The sequence below is a fragment of the Streptomyces sp. R-07 genome (assembly GCF_049913175.1).
Lineage (GTDB): Bacteria > Actinomycetota > Actinomycetes > Streptomycetales > Streptomycetaceae > Streptomyces.
Map to the genome: position 1 here is coordinate 5,070,173 of NZ_CP183978.1, position 15,987 is coordinate 5,086,159.

Below are 15,987 nucleotides of genomic sequence, written 5' to 3' on the forward strand. Positions count from 1 at the left end.
AGAGAGCAGTTGTCCGACGCATAAGGAAAAGGAACACATATGCGTCCCCTGGCTATACGCCGTCTCACCGCCCTGGCGATATCCGCCGCCATCACCCTCGGCACGGCGGGACCCGCCGCCGCCGGCGAACACCACCCGTCCCCCGCGGCCGACCGGGCCGCCCACGCGCCCCTCCCGAACGCCGCCGCCCTGCTGAAGCAGACCGAAGCACTCGGCGACCTCGGCTCGGTGACGACCCCCGTGACCGAACTCGTCACGGCCGCGCTCAAGGCCGACTCCGGCCAGCTGCCAGCGGCCGACGCCGAGACCCTCAAGACCAAGATCGCGGCAGCGGTCGAACAGGCGAAGGCCACCACCTCGGCCCCGCTCCCGGACACCCCCGCCCCCGAGGTCCCGGTGACCCCGCCCGCGGCCGACCTCCCGGTCACTCCGCCCGCGGCCGATCTCCCGGTGACACCTCCGGCGGCGGACCAGCCGGTGACTCCGCCCGCGGCCGACCTCCCGGTGACTCCGCCCGCGGCCGATCTCCCGGTGACACCTCCGGCGGCCGACCTGCCGGTCACTCCGCCCGCCGCCGACCTGCCGGTGAAGCCGCCGGTGACCCTGCCCGTCGCGGCCGGTGCGAAGGCGGCGCCCGGCGCGGCCGCCCCGGCGGACATCGTGGCCGACGCCCTCGCGAGCGTCGAGAAGGCGGTCGCCGCCCTGCTCGCCGCCGTCACCTCCGGCGACGCCGGGGGAGTCGTACCCCAGGTCACCTCGACGCTGACCTCGCTGGTCAACCTGGCCGTCGCCACCGTGCTCGGCAGCGGGCTGCCCGCGCCGGACCTGGCCGGACTGCCCACGCTCCCGGCGCTCCCGGTCACCACGCCCGAGCTGCCCGTCGATCCGCCGGTCGCCGCGCCCGACCTGCCGGTCAAGCCCCCGCTGCCCCTCCGGTAGCACCCCGCACACCCGTACCGGCCCGGCGTCCGTCGGGCCGGTACAGGTGTGTGCGATCGGCAAATAGCACCGGCCCGCATCGATCGGGTGCAGTACCGAGAAATCCTCCCTCCCGGAGTTTCCGGGGCGCTCACTCCTCGTTACAGAAGCAGAACGATGTACAGGATTCGGCCAAGAACCCTGTGCAGTACGTGACTTGAAAGTACAGAGGAAGGATTTCTCCCATGAAGCCCACCAAGGTCGCCGCGGTTGTCGCCGGTTCGCTGATGGCCCTGGGTGCCGCCGCGCCCGCCATGGCCACGGATGCGCTGACCCCCACCAGCCTGAACGGTGGCCTCGAAGCGATCGCCGCCAATGGGCTGAAGAGCGACATGCTGAGCAGCACCACGGACGGTTCCCCGGTCCAGACCGTCACCAAGGCGGCCGACCAGGTGAACGAAGCCGCCAAGGGCGCCCCGCTCCTCGGTGGCCTCCCGGTCCCCGGTGGTCTCCCGCTCGGCGGCTGACACCACATCAGTGACACCGGCCCCACGGGCTCTTACGGCGGCGCATCGCGCCGCTGTTCCTCACGGTCGGCTGATCGAATGATTTTCTGATCAGCTGCCGTGTGGCCCCGGCTTCACACCGGGCGCCGACCCATACCTTTTGGCCGATCCCCCTTGAACGTCGGTGCGGATCAGGCCGGTCGGAGCGAGGGGGGATCCTCGCCGGTCTCTCCCTTTCTCCAGAGGAAGAGCGGTATGCGGTCCATCATCAGCAGGAAAGTACTCACCGCAGTGGCAGCGACCGGCGTCCTGTCGCTGACCGGCGGATTCGCCCTGGCCGCGAGCGCCCACCCCGGTACGGGGGACGGGCCGGGCTCCGGATCGGCGGGCCACGTCCAGGCCCCCCTGCCGGCGGACGTCTGCGGCAAGCTCGACGGCTACGTCGCCGCGGCCGTCGGGGACCTCTGCGCCCAGGCGGAGGAGGAACCCCCCGGCGGCTACGGCGACAACGAGCCGAGCCACCCCACGCCCACGGGCCACCCGACGGATCACCCGACGGATCACCCCACGGACCATCCGACGGATCACCCCACGGACCACCCCACGGACCATCCGACGGATCACCCCACGGACCATCCGACGGATCACCCCACGGATCACCCGACGGATCACCCGACGGATCACCCGACGGATCACCCGACGGACCATCCGACGGATCACCCCACGGGCACTCCGACGGATCACCCCACGGGCACTCCGACCGATCACCCGACAGGTACCCCGACCGATCACCCCACGGGCACTCCGACCGATCACCCGACAGGTACTCCGACCGATCACCCCACGGGCACCCCGACGGATCACCCCACGGGCACTCCGACGGATCACCCCACGGGCACTCCGACGGATCACCCCACCGGCACTCCGACCGATCACCCCACGGGCACCCCGACGGATCACCCCACGGGTACTCCGACCGATCACCCGACAGGTACCCCGACCGATCACCCCACCGGCACCCCCACCGATCACCCCACCGATCACCCCACCGATCACCCGACCTGTGAGCAGCCCGCGCCCGGTGAGGGGCCGCACGGTTGTGGGGAGCTGCCCGACACCGGCAGCGAGACCGCGCTCATGGGGGCGGCCGCGATCAGCGCCGCGCTGATCATCGGCGGTACCGTCGTCTACCTCCGTGGTGGACGGATCGCCCGCCGGCACTGACCCCGAGTGCTGACAACGCGTCAACCAGGGCCCCCGCCTTCACCGGTGAGGGCCCTGCGCGTTGCTGCACATGGGTTAGTCCCGCGACGTTTCGGCCAAGGGGCTCGTTCACCTCACATGAATCTGCGTTCTCACGCGGGCATGGGACTCCTCATGACCGCACTCGCCTCCGCCGCCCTGGCCTCTCCCGCCGCCGCCGTCGAGGCTCCGGTGATCATCCCGCTCCAGGGCCTGGAGCCGGTCCTGCCGATGGACGCGCCCACCGTGGCGACCGGCGTTCCCGTCCCGATGCCCGGCGCGCCCACCGGCTTCCAGAAGGGCCTCGGCGCGCTCCCGGACGTCGCCCTGCCCAGCGTCCCGCTCACCGGCACCCTGCCGGAGACCGTCGTCGACGCGCCGCTGCCCGAGCTCCTCAAGGGCAGCGAGCCCGGCCGCGCCCTGCTCAGCAGCCCGCACTCGGAGATGAAGGCGGCCACCCCCGGCGCCGTCCTCGGCAACCCGGTGGAGGCCCCGCGCGGCAACGGGCTCGCCGGGCTTCCGGACCTGGCGAAGCCCCAGGTCGGCCTCCTCACCCCGGTGCTCAGCGGAGCCCTCGACCCGCAGCTCGGTCTGGCGCAGGACGCGGGCTGACACACCCGCGTCCCCGTCCGTCCGCACGACCTGCGACCCGGCGGGTGAAGAGCGGGTGAAGACACGATTCTTCCCCGCCACCCCAAGGGATGTCGGTCGTTGCAAGAGAAGGCTTGTCGCATGGCCGCGGCCCGCGGACCGGAGCCGTCCCGTCGTATCCGACGGCGGGCGGAATTCGGGCCCGCGGGCCATTTTTTCGGTTTTCCCTCTTCTCGTTCGGACCAATGGCCGTGACCCGGCCCCGGCCGTCGGCGTTGAACGAGAACGACGGCCGTGATTCCTGCGGTCGCTTTCCACGTCCAAGGAGTTCTTGATGTCTCGCATCGCGAAGGCTGCCGCTGTTCTCGCCGGCACGGGTGCCGTTGCCCTCAGCGGAGCCGGCCTGGCCGTCGCCGACTCGGGCGCCGAGGCCGTCGCCGCCCACTCGCCCGGTGTCGCCTCCGGCAACGTCGTCCAGGTCCCGGTCCACGTCCCGGTCAACCTCTGCGGCAACACGGTCAGCGTCATCGGTCTGCTGAACCCGGCGTTCGGCAACACCTGCATCAACGCCGACGGTGGCCACGGTGGCCACGGTGACGGCGGCTACGGCGGCTGATCCCCCCCCCGCTCCACACAGGTGTCCCCCCGGCCCGCTGGGTCGGGGGGACACCTGCGTGTGGGGTCACGCGTACCGGTAGATCCGGCTGTGGTCGAACATCGCCGCCGGGGTGACGCCCCAGGGCGCCATCGGCTCGTGCCGGGCGGCGACCTTGCGGTACTGCGCGTCCCCGAGGGGCGGCGGTTCCGCCGGCAGGTAGGCGGCCCCGGGGTTCCGCCGCTGCCAGCGCGACCAGACCAGGTCGACGAAGGAGTGGTGCAGCCAGAAGACCGGGTCGTTCACCGAGCCGCCGCCGAGCATCAGACCGCCGACCCAGCGGTGCACCCGGTTGTGGATCCGGAACCGTTCGTTGCCCCGGCCCGGCGCCCAGCCCTCCAGGGCGTTGCGGAAGCCGGTCGCGCTCGTCGAGTTCCAGGGCGCCGCGTCGTACACCCGCTGGCGCATCACCTCGTCGAGCTGGGCCGCGGTGGGGAGCGTGATCGGGTCGCGGGGGCGGCCGAAGTCCCTGGTCAGGTAGCGGTCGTCGGTCATCGACTGGGTGATCGCCCACCGCCCGGTCGCGTGTGCGAAGGGGCCGGTCATCACCTGGAGGTCGCCCCGGCGCCCGTTGCCGCCCATGAAGTCCTCGCGCCAGATCGAGGAGGCCGGGGAGTTGTCCCGGGTCCAGTCCCAGTACGGGACGGAGACCGTCGGGTCGATCCGGCGCAGCGCCGTCTCGAACTCCAGCAGGAACTTGCGGTGCCAGGGCAGGAAGCTCGGCGTCATGTGGGCGATCCGGAGCCGGCCCTCCCCGTCGGCCGTGTAGTGGTCGATGTGGGTGCGGACGAAGCGGTCGTACGCACCGGTCCGCTTGAGCTCCAGGACGGCGGCGACGAACTTGCGGCGCTCGGCACCGGTCAGATCGCGCTGGTTCTTACGCGTGTACACCACGCGGGCTACCTCCCGTCGGGTCGGTGGGGACGCCGTGGGCGCCCGCGAGTGCGGAGAGCCGGGACGTGCCCAGTTCGTCCACGGCCGCGCGGGTGGCCGCCAGGGGCGTCGGGCAGGACTCGTAGTGGTCGATCGGGGTGACGTAGCCGCCGTCGGCGCAGCGCATCAGATGCAGCGGCCGGCCGTCGACGAGGGCCGTCGGCTCGCCCCCGGGGCCGGAGAAGCCCAGGATGCGGCGGCCCCGGTACATCTCGTCGAAGGCGTGCGGATCGCGCGTGGCCCCCGGTTCCGGGCGGGCCGCGATACGGCCGAGCGCACCACCCGTGAAGGCGGTGACGGCCAGGGCGAACAGGGACCGCAGTGCGACGCGGCGCGGGACGATCATCAGTGATCTCCTGGTGGTCGGCTAATGCCCTCAGGGCACAACGATGAAAACCCGGGTTCGTTGCGGCGGAAATGCCAGCGGCGTGAATGTCGGCCGTTCGGGTGAAAACGGCGCGGGGAAAGGGTGGTTGGAGGACTAGCATCCGGATTCATGACCACTTCCAACGTCGTTTCCTCGGCGCGAAGCGCCTCTCCGCTGGGAACTCTCACGGTGATTCCGTGGTCCAGCGAGCCCTCCGCCGACTCGGCGGGCACGCCGTTCCTGATGGCGTATTCGCTCGGTGACGGCCGGGACGGCCCGGAGGCCGGTGAGCAGGCGATGCGCGCGGCCCTGGAGTCGATGGGCCTCTCGGTCGGCGACCGGCTCTTCGATCTGGACAAGGACGCGGGGATCAACGCCTCGCTGCTCGTCGAGGGCGGCTCCGCCGTGCTCACGCTGCCCTTCCTGAAGGTGCAGTGCCCGGTGCCGGACGAGTGGCAGGCGGCCGCCCGCGAACAGGGCAAGGTCTACTTCATCTGCTCGGTGCGGCCCTGGTCCGAGGGCGTGCCCGGACAGCCCGTCGACGAGGCGCTGCTGCGGGCCTTCGTCTCGGACGAGGAGATGCTCGCCGACAGCGCCCACGTCCTGTTGCCGGTCCGCCGCATCCAGGGCTGAGCGGAAGGGGCCGCGTCATGGCGACGGCGAACGTACGGGGCGGGGTGCCGGGGCAGCGGCAGGAGGAGACCGCGCGGGAGAACGGCGGGGCGATCGGCGCGAGCCGGGCCCTCGCCTGGCTGCTGCTCGTCACCGGGGCGGCGGGCGTGCTCGCCGGCTGGGTGATCACGATCGACAAGTTCCTCCTCCTGGAGGACCCCGGCTTCCAGCCCGGGTGCAGCCTGAACCCGGTCGTGTCCTGCGGCAACATCATGAAGAGCGAACAGGCGGCGGTGTTCGGCTTCCCGAACCCGATGCTCGGGCTCGTCACGTACGCCGTCGTCGCCGCCGTCGGTGCCGGGCTGCTCGCCGGGGCCCTCTACCGCGGCTGGTTCTGGCTCGGGCTCAACGCCGGGATGCTCTTCGGGGTCGGCTTCTGCACCTGGCTGATGTACCAGTCGCTGTACGAGATCAACTCGCTGTGTCTGTGGTGCTGCCTGGCCTGGGTCGCGACCATCGTCATGTTCTGGTACGTCACCGCGCACAACGTCCGGGAGCGCGTCCTGCCCGCCCCGGCGGGGCTGCGGACCTTCCTCGGCGAGTTCACCTTCGCCCTGCCCGTCCTGCACACCGGGATCATCGGGATGCTGGTCCTGACCCGCTGGTGGGACTTCTGGACGAGCTGACGTGAGCCGACTCCCCGCCTGGTTCACCTGGCCGCGGGCCGCACTGACCGTGCTGCTCGCGGCCGTTGTCGTACTCCTCCTGCTGCCCGACCGGTTCGTGCCGGGCGGCCGGCACACCGGGACGGGGACCGCGCCCGAGCGACAGTCGCTGCCGGACGTCCCCTCGGGGTTCTTCACCGGCTCCGACGAGGCCGGGGTGCGCCGGATCGCGCAGGTGCAGGCCTGGCTCGGCGGGGACTCCCTGACCGTCGGGCACACGTATCTGCCGGGCGACCGCTGGTCCAACATCGAGGGGCATCCGGCGCTCTTCGGCCCCTGGGCGCGCTGGAAGGCCGAGCGGCCGGGGCGCCTCTTCGTGCTGAACGTGCCGCTGCTCGACCGCAACGAGGCGGGGCTGCCGGACACGGAGGTCCGGGCGGGGCTGCGGCAGGGCGCGGACGGCGCCTACGACGGGCACTTCCGGACCCTGGGGGAGCGGCTCGTGGCGCACGGGCTCGGCGAGGCGGTCCTGGTGCTCGGCTGGGAGATGAACGGCACCACGTACAGCCATCGCTGCGGCCCGGACCCGACGGCCTGGAAGGCGTACTGGCGACGGGTCGTGGGGGTGCTGCGGGCGGTGCCGGGGCAGCGGTTCCGCTTCGACTTCACCCCGAGCCGGGGGCTCGACGCGATCCCCTGGCCGCACTGCTACCCCGGCGACGACGTCGTCGACATCATCGGGATGGACGCCTACGACCAGCCGGCCGGGCTCTCCTTCGAGGAGCAGGTGGACGAGGAGTACGGGCTCGCGCACCACGTGCGGTTCGCGGCGGCTCACGGCAAGCCCGTCTCGTACCCGGAGTGGGGGCTCTTCAGGAACGGCGACAACACGGAGTACGTGCGGGGGATGCTGGACTGGTTCGCGGCGCACCGGCCCGTCTACCAGACCGTCACCGACTACTGCCCGCACGGCGTGTGGGAGTGCGCCGACAATCCGGAGTCGGCGCGGATCGTCAGGGGTGCGCTGGGGCCGGCCCGGCCCTGAGTCGCCGGACGGGTCCCGGGGCCGTCGCCGTGGGGATCCGTACCTCCTGGTCAGGAGTGCTGGTAGGCCACCAGCGAGATGCCGACGTAGTGGACGATGAAGGCCGCGAGGGTCAGCGAGTGGAAGACCTCGTGGAAGCCGAACCAGCGCGGGGAGGGGTTCGGGCGCTTGATGCCGTAGATGACGCCGCCCGCGCTGTAGAGCAGTCCGCCGACGATGACCAGGACGAGGACGGCGATGCCGCCCGCGCGCATGAAGTCGGGCAGGAAGAAGACGGCGGCCCAGCCCATCGCGATGTAGCAGGGCGTGTACAGCCAGCGAGGGGCGCCGACCCAGAAGACGCGGAAGGCGATGCCGGCGGCGGCCGCGGCCCAGACCGCCCACATGAGCGGCCGGCCGGTGGAGTCGGGGAGCAGCAGCAGGGTGAGCGGGGTGTAGGTGCCCGCGATGATCAGGAAGATGTTGGCGTGGTCGAGGCGCCGGAGCACGGCCTCGCCGCGCGGGCCCCAGTTGCCGCGGTGGTAGAGCGCGCTGATGCCGAAGAGCAGGCAGGCGGTGAGGACGTAGATCCCGCAGGCGATGCGGGCGCGGGGCGAGTCGGCGAGGGCGACGAGGACGATGCCCGCGACGACCACGGCGGGGAACATGCCCGCGTGCAGCCATCCTCTGAGCCGGGGCTTCGTCGGGAGCGGCAGGGTGCGCTCGGTCGGGGTCACTTCCGGCGTGGCTGCAGTCATGAGACGGAATCCTAGCTACGGCTCCGTAGGTACCGGATATGAGTGGCGATGCTCACGTGTGCACCCCCCTGGACATATGGGCGGATCCATCGGATGATCAAATGAGTGCGGTCGGCACCGGATGAGCAGCTACGAAGCATCCGGGTCGCGGCCCCCACGGGGCAGACATCTAAAAAACCCCTCAACAAGGAGCAATCGTGGCGCGCGACAACGCGGCTCCCACCGACGTCCCCACCCAGCACCAGGAGCTCGTCTCCTGGGTGAACGAGATCGCCGAGATCACCCAGCCCGACAACATCGTCTGGTGCGACGGATCTGAGGCCGAGTACGAGCGCCTGTGCGAGGAGCTCGTCTCCAAGGGGACCTTCAAGAAGCTCGACCCGGTCAAGCGCCCGAACTCGTACTACGCCGCCTCCGACCCGTCCGACGTCGCGCGCGTCGAGGACCGGACCTTCATCTGCTCCGAGAAGGAGGAGGACGCGGGCCCGACCAACCACTGGAAGGCCCCGGCCGAGATGAAGGAGCTCTTCGCGGGCTCCGAGGGCATCTTCCGCGGCTCCATGCGCGGCCGCACCATGTACGTCGTGCCCTTCTGCATGGGCCCGGTCGGCTCCCCGCTCTCCGCCATCGGCGTCGAGATCACCGACTCCGCGTACGTCGCCGTCTCCATGCGCACCATGACCCGCATGGGACAGGCCGTCCTCGACGAGCTCGGCACCGACGGCTTCTTCGTCAAGGCCGTCCACACCCTCGGCGCCCCCCTGGAGGAGGGCCAGGAGGACGTGCCGTGGCCCTGCAACACCACCAAGTACATCTCGCACTTCCCCGAGACCCGCGAGATCTGGTCCTACGGCTCGGGCTACGGCGGCAACGCCCTGCTCGGCAAGAAGTGCTACGCGCTCCGTATCGCCTCCGTCATGGCGCGTGACGAGGGCTGGCTCGCCGAGCACATGCTCATCCTGAAGCTGACCCCGCCGCAGGGCGAGGCGAAGTACGTCGCCGCCGCGTTCCCGTCCGCCTGCGGCAAGACCAACCTGGCCATGCTGGAGCCCACGATCTCCGGCTGGACCGTCGAGACCATCGGCGACGACATCGCCTGGATGCGCTTCGGCGAGGACGGTCGCCTCTACGCGATCAACCCCGAGGCCGGCTTCTTCGGCGTCGCGCCCGGCACCGGCGAGCACACCAACGCCAACGCCATGAAGACCATGTGGGGCAACTCCGTCTTCACGAACGTCGCGCTCACCGACGACGGCGACGTGTGGTGGGAGGGCATGACCGAGGAGGCGCCCAAGCACCTCATCGACTGGAAGGGCAACGACTGGACGCCGGAGTCCGCCCAGACAGAAAATGGATACAGCCCGGCCGCCCACCCCAACGCCCGCTTCACCGTGCCGGCCGGGCAGTGCCCGATCATCGCGCCGGAGTGGGAGGACCCGAAGGGCGTGCCGATCTCGGCGATCCTCTTCGGCGGCCGCCGCGCCTCCGCCGTCCCGCTGGTCACCGAGTCCTTCGACTGGAACCACGGCGTCTTCCTCGGCGCGAACGTCGCCTCCGAGAAGACCGCCGCCGCCGAGGGCAAGGTCGGCGAGCTGCGCCGCGACCCCTTCGCCATGCTGCCGTTCTGCGGCTACAACATGGGCGACTACATGGCCCACTGGGTCAAGGTGGGTGCGAACGCGGACGCCGCGAAGCTGCCGAAGATCTACTACGTGAACTGGTTCCGCAAGAACGACGCCGGCAAGTTCGTCTGGCCCGGCTTCGGCGAGAACAGCCGCGTCCTGAAGTGGATCGTCGAGCGCCTCGACGGCAAGGCCGAGGGCGTCGAGACCCCGATCGGCATCCTGCCGACCGCGGAGTCCCTCGACACCGAGGGCCTGGACCTGCCGGCCGAGGACCTGGAGTTCCTCCTCAAGGTCGACCGTGACGTGTGGCGCGAAGAGGCCGCCCTCGTCCCCGACCACCTGAACACCTTCGGCGACCACACGCCGAAGGAGCTGTGGGACCAGTACCACGCGCTCGTGGAGCGCCTCGGCTAGTCCCCCCTGAACTCGTGGTGGGTTGCCCCGAAACACCGCCCTGACCAGTGGGGTCACGACGGCCCATCACGACGCAACCGGCCCCCGGAGCCCCCTCAGGCTCCGGGGGCCGGCGCATGTCCGCTAGAGGATGGTCTGGCCGGCCTCGACGGTCGCGACGGCCCGGCGGCAGGCGTCGCGGAAGGCGAGGAAGCGGGGGTTGTTCCAGGCGTTGATGCGGCCGGTCCTGGAGTCGAAGTTCGTCGCCAGGTCCCCGAAGAGGGACCGGCGCATGTCCTCGGTGATCTCCAGCTGGGCGCCGGCACCGGTCATCGTCCGGTTGCAGATGTTCCTCGGGTCCGCGCCGGCGAAGTCCGCCAGGTTGTAGCGGTCCCGCCACTCGTCGGAGAGGGCGTCGAGCGCCGGGAATCCGGCCGTCTCCAGTTCGTGCACCAGTGCTTCCCGAAGGGCCTTGTTCAAGCCGCCCACGACGACCAGCTTCGGGTCCGACTGGGACGGCCAGATCATGGTCTCGGGGATGCCGAGCTGGCTGTACTGGCAGCCGTGCAGGCTCAGCACGTTCAGGTGGCTCGCGGCGAGCACGCTCGCGACGTGGTCGTCGCAGTTCACCGAGGTGACGTGCAGCTGGCTGTTGTTCGACGAGCGCGTCCCCTCGAACATCCAGTAGTCGTGGGTCGTGGGAAGCAGCGGCGCCCTGGTCGGATCCGTCGCGTCCGTCGGGTCGTATCCCGCGATCGCCAGACAGAGCTCGGAGGTGCCCCGCTCGATCTGGCCGCCGTGGATGGCCAGGATCGCCGTCTTCTTCTCGTAGACGGCCACCTTGGAGAGGTAGCCGTCGAACTGCTCGTGGCGCCGGTAGCGGCGGCCGTAGTCCTCGCCCTCCTTGGTGGGGTACGGGATGCCCTTGTAGAGGTCCGTGTTGGACTTGTAGGTGTCGTTCTCGCCGGTGGCGTACGCGGGCGCGGCGGTGGCGAGCGTCGAGAGGAGCGGGGCGCCCGCCGCGGCGGCGGCCAGGGCCGTCAGGACCGTACGGCGGGACGCGGTGGAGTCGGCGTATGTCATGCGCGGAACATAACTGATCAGTGGCCGCGCTCCTCCAGATAACGCGTATGGATCTCCTGACGGATCGCCTCCGCCTGCTGGAGGGCGGTGGCGATGGCGGCCATCTCCTCGCGCAGCACCGACAGTTGGCGTTCGAGATGGCGCTCCGGTGGTTCCGCGCCCGGGGCGACCCGCGACCACCACCGCGTCCGTACGAAGGTGTCGACGGCCTCCGGGACGTCCTGCCGCACCGCGCGGGCGAGGACGTGCAGGTGCTCCGGGTCGCTCACCCAGCCCGGTTCGAGCAAGGCCCCGACCAGGGTGTCCAGTTCGGCGATCCGGTCCCGCGCGGAGGCCGGCAGCTCCACCTCGGACAGGTAGGTGCGCAGGGTCGCGAAGTCGGCCCGCAGGGCGTCGAGTTGCTCGTCCGCGTCCGGGAAGTGCGGGGTGTCGGGCCGCTCGGGCGGGGCGATCAGCGCCCCCGCCGCGTACAGCCCCGCGATCACCAGCGGCCAGAGCCCGCCCGCCGCGCCGGTGAGGGTGATCCCGACGCCGGCCAGGCCGCAGACGCTGCCGGTGATGTTCTTGCGGGACTCGGCGTACCCGAGCAGGCGGCTACTGGTACCCACGGATCTCCTCGAAGGCTCCGTCGAGCGAACCCTGGTTGGCGTCGAAGAGCTTTCCGCCGGTCAGGCTCGCGATGTGGTCGAGCTCGCCCCGGTCGGAGTCCCCGAAGAGGATCGGGAAGACCGGTGTGCGCTGCTGCTCGGCCGGGAGGGAGCGGTAGAAGGTGTCGAAGGCGGCCGCCGGGTCGCCGTCGGTGTTCTCCCCGTCCGTCATCAGGACGACCGAGGTGAAGGTGTCGCCCGGGGTCTTCCCGTCCCGGGCCGCTCCCAGGAAGCGGTACGCCTCCTGGAGGCTGGAGTAGACCGCCGTGCCGCCGGAGGCCGAGAGCTTCTGGGTGTCGTCGCGGATCGCGTCGAGCGCCGCCTTCGGCGAGGCCGGGTCGACCGTGTGCGTACGGACCTCGCCCTGCTTCACCGAGGAGCCGAAGGGCATCAGGGTCACCTCCTCCCGGTCCCGGAAGTCGCCGGTCAGCTCGGCCAGGGCCGACTTCAGCCGGTCGAGCCGCTCGCCGCCCATGGAGCCCGAGGTGTCGAGCACGTAGACCGTGCGGGAGGGCCTGCGCAGGGTGTTGTCGTACGCGTCGAGGAGACCGTCGGCGACCGCCCGGCTGCCCGGGAACGGCAGCTCGCGGCGCGGGTCCCGGGCGAGCGCCGAGGCCGGGCGGACCCCGGCGACCACCGGGCGGCGCAGGGTGGTCTCGGTGATCCGCCGCTGGGCCTCCGGGGTGCGCAGATACGTGGTGAGCCGGGCCGCCGCCTCCTTCGCCTCGGGGCGGGCGGAGGTGAGCAGGGTGAGCGGGTAGTCGGCGGTCACGACGCCGTCGGACGGCCGGATCACGGTCAGCTTCTCGGGTGCGGACAGCAGCACGGACTCGTAGTTGACGAGCGCGTCGACGTCGGTGCGGCGGGCGTAGGCCGTGGCGAGCCAGCCGGAGGAGCCCGAGGTCAGCTTCTGGCCCGTGAAGAACTCCTTCAGGCGCGGGGTGGCCTTGGTGACGTCCTGCTCGGTGAGGGCCGACTGGGCGCCGGACAGGCCCGAGGCGACCGAGACGAGCGCGGAGAAACCGGAGTTGGAGCGCTTCGGGTCCGTCATGCCGTACGTCAGCTTCCCGTCGGCGACCGCCCGGTGCAGCTGCGACCAGGTCACCTTCGCCGGGTCCCAGCCGAGCCGGGCGACGGCCGCCGGACGCACCCCGAGCGCCACCGGCGAGGTCATGACCGGCGTCTCGTTGGTGATCTTCTTCGCCGTGTCCGGGCGGAGCCGGAGGTAGTCGTTGGAGGAGAGCCAGACCGCGTCGTACGCCTTGTCCGCCTCGCCGGACGCGATGCGCTCGACGGCGTCCAGGGTGCCGGCGTAGGTGGGGCGGACGGTGATCCCCGTCGCCTTGGCGGCCTCGTCGAGGACCGGTCCCATGTCGGCCAGTTCGGAGGAGGCGAGGACCCGGAGCGTGCCGGGCGCGAAGTCCTGGCCGTGGCGGTCGATCGGGTCGCCCGTACCGCCGGTGCTGTCGTCGAGCGTGTCGCAGGCGCTGCCGGTGGCCGTGACGAGGAGGGTGAGGGTGAGGGCGGCGAGGGCCCGGCCGAGGGTCTTCACGCGAGGCCGCCACCCTCCAGGGAGCCCGTGCGGCGGCTGCGCTCCAAGTGGGCGCTCGCCTCCTGGAGTTCGGCCGTCAGCGCCCCGACCGTCGCCGCCATCGACTCCGTCGCCCGCACCTTGTACGTGTCGATGGCGTCGAGCGTCCGGTAGATCTGCTGGAAGGCCGTACGGAGGGTCTCCGCGCCGACCGCCGGGTTCGCCGCCAGGATCTGGATCTGGCCGGCCTGCTCGTCCAGCATCTCGGCGTTGCGCCGGACCAGGTCCTCGGTCGTCGCGCGCAGCACGGTCACCTGCTCGGTGACCTTCCGCTGGTTCTCCAGGGCCGAGGCGAGCATCACCGCGATCTTCAGTGCGGACACGGTCGTCGTCGCCGCCCGCTCCACGCCCTTGATCAGCTCGTCGTTGTTCCGGCGGACCACGTCCATCGCCAGGTATCCCTGCGCGCAGACGGCGAGCTGGGTCAGCAGGTCCTGGTGCTTCTGCCGGACCGGGAAGAGGACGTCGGCGCGCAGCGCGTCCGCCTGGGCCCGGTCCGGGGTGACGGCGATGCGCTCCTCCACGGCCGCGTCGAGGGCGTCGGTGAGCACCGCGTACTCCTGGAGCTTGCCCATGGTCTCCCACAGCCGGGCCCGCTCGGTCTGCAACGCGGCGTTGTCGCGGTTCAGTTCGTCCTGGCCGCCGCGCAGCGCGTCGACGATGCGGTTCAGAGTGGCCTGCGAGGAGGCGTACTTGGCGACGTGGTCCCGCAGCCTGTTGCCGCCGGGCAGCTTCGACAGCAGTCCCTTGAGGCCCTTGGCGGGGGTGTCCCGGGGGTCCAGGTCCTCGACCGTGCGCCGGAGTTCGACGAGGGAGGAGCCTACCCGGGCCTGCGCGTCGCCGCCGCCCTGGCCGAGCGAGCGGACCGTGCGGTCCAGCATCCGGTTCGACTGCTGCGCGGCCGTGCGGATCTCGCCCGCGCCGAGCGCCGCGATCTCGTTGATGCGGCCGGCGAACTCGGGGGAGCGCGGGTCGAGCCCGGACAGCGAGCCGACGTACTCGTCGGCCCGGCGGGACATCTCCAGGCGGACCGACTCGTCCAGCGGCACCAGGCCGGAGGCCTGCTCGGCGCGGACGGCCGGCACGGGCTCGGGCGGGGTGAGGACGAGCGGGGCGTCGTGCTCGGGCGGTGTCAGGGCCATCGTTCTTCTCGGGTCCTCGGGAGTGGTCATGCGGTGTCCCCCTGGTCACGGGCCCGCAGCGCCATCTCGTGCAGCACCTTGCTGGTGGGCACGGGCGCCTGGCGGACTCCGGTCAGCGTCTGGTTGAGGTATGCGGCGTGGCCGTCGGTCGCGGCGGTGAACTCGCTCGCCTCGCCCTGCGGCCGGAAGCCGTGGCGGACCGCGAGCTTGCGCAACTCGGCGTCGGTGGAGAGGAGTTCACCGAGCGCCCGGCCGTTCTCGGTGAGTGGTACGAGGGTGTGGTCGCTGTTGACCGTGGTGTCCGGGTAGAGGATGACGAGGTCGCCCATGGGACGCCCGGCCAGCAGCTGGGCGGCGACCTGCGACTCGTACACGAGGACGAGCGGGTTGCCGACGCCGCTGACGAAGTCCCGGAAGGGCGCGTCCGAGCTGGACTGCTGGGCGCCCTGCACCTGGACCAGCTTGCGCATCAGCGGGGCCGTGCGGGTGACGGCCGCCTTGTCGCCCGCGACCCGCCCGCCGTCGGCGACGTAGCTCGCGGCGGCGAGGTAGAGGGCGCCGGAGCTGGAGGCGACCGGGTCGGTGGAGGTGATGAAGAGGGTGCCGCTCAGCTCGGCGTGTCCGGCCGAGCCCCTGAGCTGCTGCCAGGTGCGGTCGGCGCGGGCCGCCGCGAGGTAGGCGTCCATCTTCAGGGTGCCGCTCGTCCCGCGCGGGCCGAGGGTCGCCAGGCCGTTGCCGGCGAGGACCTGGGCGGCGGCGCTGTGCGCGACGACGACGAGCGGTGAGTAGAAGGGCCGCAGCGGGGCGCTCGCCGCCTTGTCCTTCGCCTTCTGCCGCACCTTCGCGCGCAGCTCGTCGGCCGGCCCCTTGGAGGACGGGAACGCGAAGTCGTAGCCGTCGAGGGGCAGTTCCTCCATGTCCCAGGACCCGGAGGTCTCGGTGCCCACGGTGAAGCCCTTCGCGGCCAGGGCCTTCACCACCTGCGGATCGGCGAAGAACTCGGCCTTCTCCGATCCGATGACTCCTCGCACGGTCTTCGTTGCCGTGCCTGTGTCCTTGTCGCCGCCCGTCACGAGGACGGCGGCCACGCCGCCGAGGAGCAGGACGGCCAGGACGATTCCCAGGATGCGTCTCACGCGGGCAGCGTGCTCGCGGAAACCCACATTCCAGGGGGAGTCGGGTGGACGGGGGGTGAAGGAGCGATCCCGGTACCGAACCGGAGCGGAGGCTGCCGT

17 protein-coding genes are annotated in these 15,987 nt (G+C 71.4%); 9 read left to right on the plus strand and 8 right to left on the minus strand.

The features are described from left to right. Nucleotides 1-39: 39 nt before the first annotated feature. The 5 genes from ACN9M0_RS23340 to ACN9M0_RS23360 all read left to right on the plus strand — a co-directional run bounded on the left by ACN9M0_RS23340 (nucleotide 40) and on the right by ACN9M0_RS23360 (nucleotide 3,873). The gene (locus tag ACN9M0_RS23340) at nucleotides 40-939 is read left to right on the plus strand and encodes a hypothetical protein (protein ID WP_366036206.1); all 900 of its coding nucleotides are present in this window, start codon (nucleotides 40-42) and stop codon (nucleotides 937-939) included. A 224-nt stretch (nucleotides 940-1,163) separates the two neighbouring features. Continuing rightward, entirely contained in the window at nucleotides 1,164-1,445 is a 282-nt protein-coding gene (locus ACN9M0_RS23345) for a hypothetical protein (protein ID WP_366036207.1), read from the plus strand. A 234-nt stretch (nucleotides 1,446-1,679) separates the two neighbouring features. Next, complete coding sequence (locus tag ACN9M0_RS23350; protein WP_426404133.1) at nucleotides 1,680-2,648, plus strand: hypothetical protein; 969 nt, start codon at nucleotides 1,680-1,682, stop codon at nucleotides 2,646-2,648. A 117-nt stretch (nucleotides 2,649-2,765) separates the two neighbouring features. Beyond that, nucleotides 2,766-3,278 (plus strand): hypothetical protein, encoded by a 513-nt coding sequence (locus ACN9M0_RS23355; RefSeq protein ID WP_366036209.1) that lies wholly within the window; start codon nucleotides 2,766-2,768, stop codon nucleotides 3,276-3,278. Between the two features lie 313 nt (nucleotides 3,279-3,591). Continuing rightward, on the plus strand, nucleotides 3,592-3,873 hold the full coding sequence (locus tag ACN9M0_RS23360; protein ID WP_366036210.1) for a chaplin: 282 nt from the start codon (nucleotides 3,592-3,594) through the stop codon (nucleotides 3,871-3,873). 66 nt (nucleotides 3,874-3,939) lie between these two features. Here the strand turns inward: ACN9M0_RS23360 and ACN9M0_RS23365 are convergent, their stop codons facing one another. Both ACN9M0_RS23365 and ACN9M0_RS23370 read right to left on the minus strand, forming a co-directional pair. Then, nucleotides 3,940-4,806, minus strand: a complete 867-nt coding sequence (locus ACN9M0_RS23365) for a tyrosinase family protein (protein WP_399695944.1) — start codon at nucleotides 4,804-4,806, stop codon at nucleotides 3,940-3,942. Continuing rightward, nucleotides 4,790-5,191 (minus strand): tyrosinase family oxidase copper chaperone, encoded by a 402-nt coding sequence (locus tag ACN9M0_RS23370; protein ID WP_366036212.1) that lies wholly within the window; start codon nucleotides 5,189-5,191, stop codon nucleotides 4,790-4,792. The genes ACN9M0_RS23365 and ACN9M0_RS23370 overlap by 17 nt, the downstream gene beginning before the upstream one ends. A gap of 150 nt (nucleotides 5,192-5,341) precedes the next feature. Here ACN9M0_RS23370 and ACN9M0_RS23375 point away from each other — a divergent pair, with 150 nt between their 5' ends. Genes ACN9M0_RS23375 through ACN9M0_RS23385 form a run of 3 tightly spaced genes read left to right on the plus strand, consistent with a single transcriptional unit; the run spans nucleotide 5,342 to nucleotide 7,534 of the window. After that, the gene (locus ACN9M0_RS23375; RefSeq protein WP_366036213.1) at nucleotides 5,342-5,845 is read left to right on the plus strand and encodes a DUF5949 family protein; all 504 of its coding nucleotides are present in this window, start codon (nucleotides 5,342-5,344) and stop codon (nucleotides 5,843-5,845) included. 17 nt (nucleotides 5,846-5,862) lie between these two features. Continuing rightward, a complete protein-coding gene (locus tag ACN9M0_RS23380) occupies nucleotides 5,863-6,510 on the plus strand; it encodes a vitamin K epoxide reductase family protein (protein WP_426404134.1) in 648 nt (215 codons plus the stop codon). 1 nt (nucleotide 6,511) lies between these two features. Further along, nucleotides 6,512-7,534 (plus strand): glycoside hydrolase family 26 protein, encoded by a 1,023-nt coding sequence (locus tag ACN9M0_RS23385; protein ID WP_366036215.1) that lies wholly within the window; start codon nucleotides 6,512-6,514, stop codon nucleotides 7,532-7,534. A 50-nt stretch (nucleotides 7,535-7,584) separates the two neighbouring features. Here ACN9M0_RS23385 and trhA read toward each other — a convergent pair whose 3' ends face one another. Further along, nucleotides 7,585-8,271 (minus strand): PAQR family membrane homeostasis protein TrhA, encoded by a 687-nt coding sequence (gene trhA, locus ACN9M0_RS23390; RefSeq protein WP_366036216.1) that lies wholly within the window; start codon nucleotides 8,269-8,271, stop codon nucleotides 7,585-7,587. 197 nt (nucleotides 8,272-8,468) lie between these two features. On the opposite strand from trhA, the gene ACN9M0_RS23395 reads away from it, so the two are divergent. Continuing rightward, a complete protein-coding gene (locus ACN9M0_RS23395) occupies nucleotides 8,469-10,310 on the plus strand; it encodes a phosphoenolpyruvate carboxykinase (GTP) (protein ID WP_426404135.1) in 1,842 nt (613 codons plus the stop codon). Nucleotides 10,311-10,433: 123 nt separating this feature from the next. Here the strand turns inward: ACN9M0_RS23395 and ACN9M0_RS23400 are convergent, their stop codons facing one another. The 5 genes from ACN9M0_RS23400 to ACN9M0_RS23420 are packed head-to-tail and all read right to left on the minus strand — an operon-like array spanning nucleotide 10,434 to nucleotide 15,915. Beyond that, nucleotides 10,434-11,372: a poly-gamma-glutamate hydrolase family protein gene (locus ACN9M0_RS23400; protein WP_366036218.1), complete on the minus strand. Its 939-nt coding sequence runs from the start codon at nucleotides 11,370-11,372 to the stop codon at nucleotides 10,434-10,436. 17 nt (nucleotides 11,373-11,389) lie between these two features. After that, on the minus strand, nucleotides 11,390-11,980 hold the full coding sequence (locus tag ACN9M0_RS23405; protein ID WP_366036219.1) for a hypothetical protein: 591 nt from the start codon (nucleotides 11,978-11,980) through the stop codon (nucleotides 11,390-11,392). Continuing rightward, nucleotides 11,967-13,571: a substrate-binding and vWA domain-containing protein gene (locus ACN9M0_RS23410; protein ID WP_366036220.1), complete on the minus strand. Its 1,605-nt coding sequence runs from the start codon at nucleotides 13,569-13,571 to the stop codon at nucleotides 11,967-11,969. The genes ACN9M0_RS23405 and ACN9M0_RS23410 overlap by 14 nt, the downstream gene beginning before the upstream one ends. Beyond that, nucleotides 13,568-14,782, minus strand: coding sequence for a toxic anion resistance protein (locus ACN9M0_RS23415; protein WP_366036221.1), 1,215 nt, complete (start codon nucleotides 14,780-14,782; stop codon nucleotides 13,568-13,570). The genes ACN9M0_RS23410 and ACN9M0_RS23415 overlap by 4 nt, the downstream gene beginning before the upstream one ends. After that, on the minus strand, nucleotides 14,779-15,915 hold the full coding sequence (locus ACN9M0_RS23420; protein ID WP_426404136.1) for a hypothetical protein: 1,137 nt from the start codon (nucleotides 15,913-15,915) through the stop codon (nucleotides 14,779-14,781). Before ACN9M0_RS23420 ends, ACN9M0_RS23415 begins: the two co-directional genes overlap by 4 nt. Between the last annotated feature and the right edge of the window lie 72 nt (nucleotides 15,916-15,987).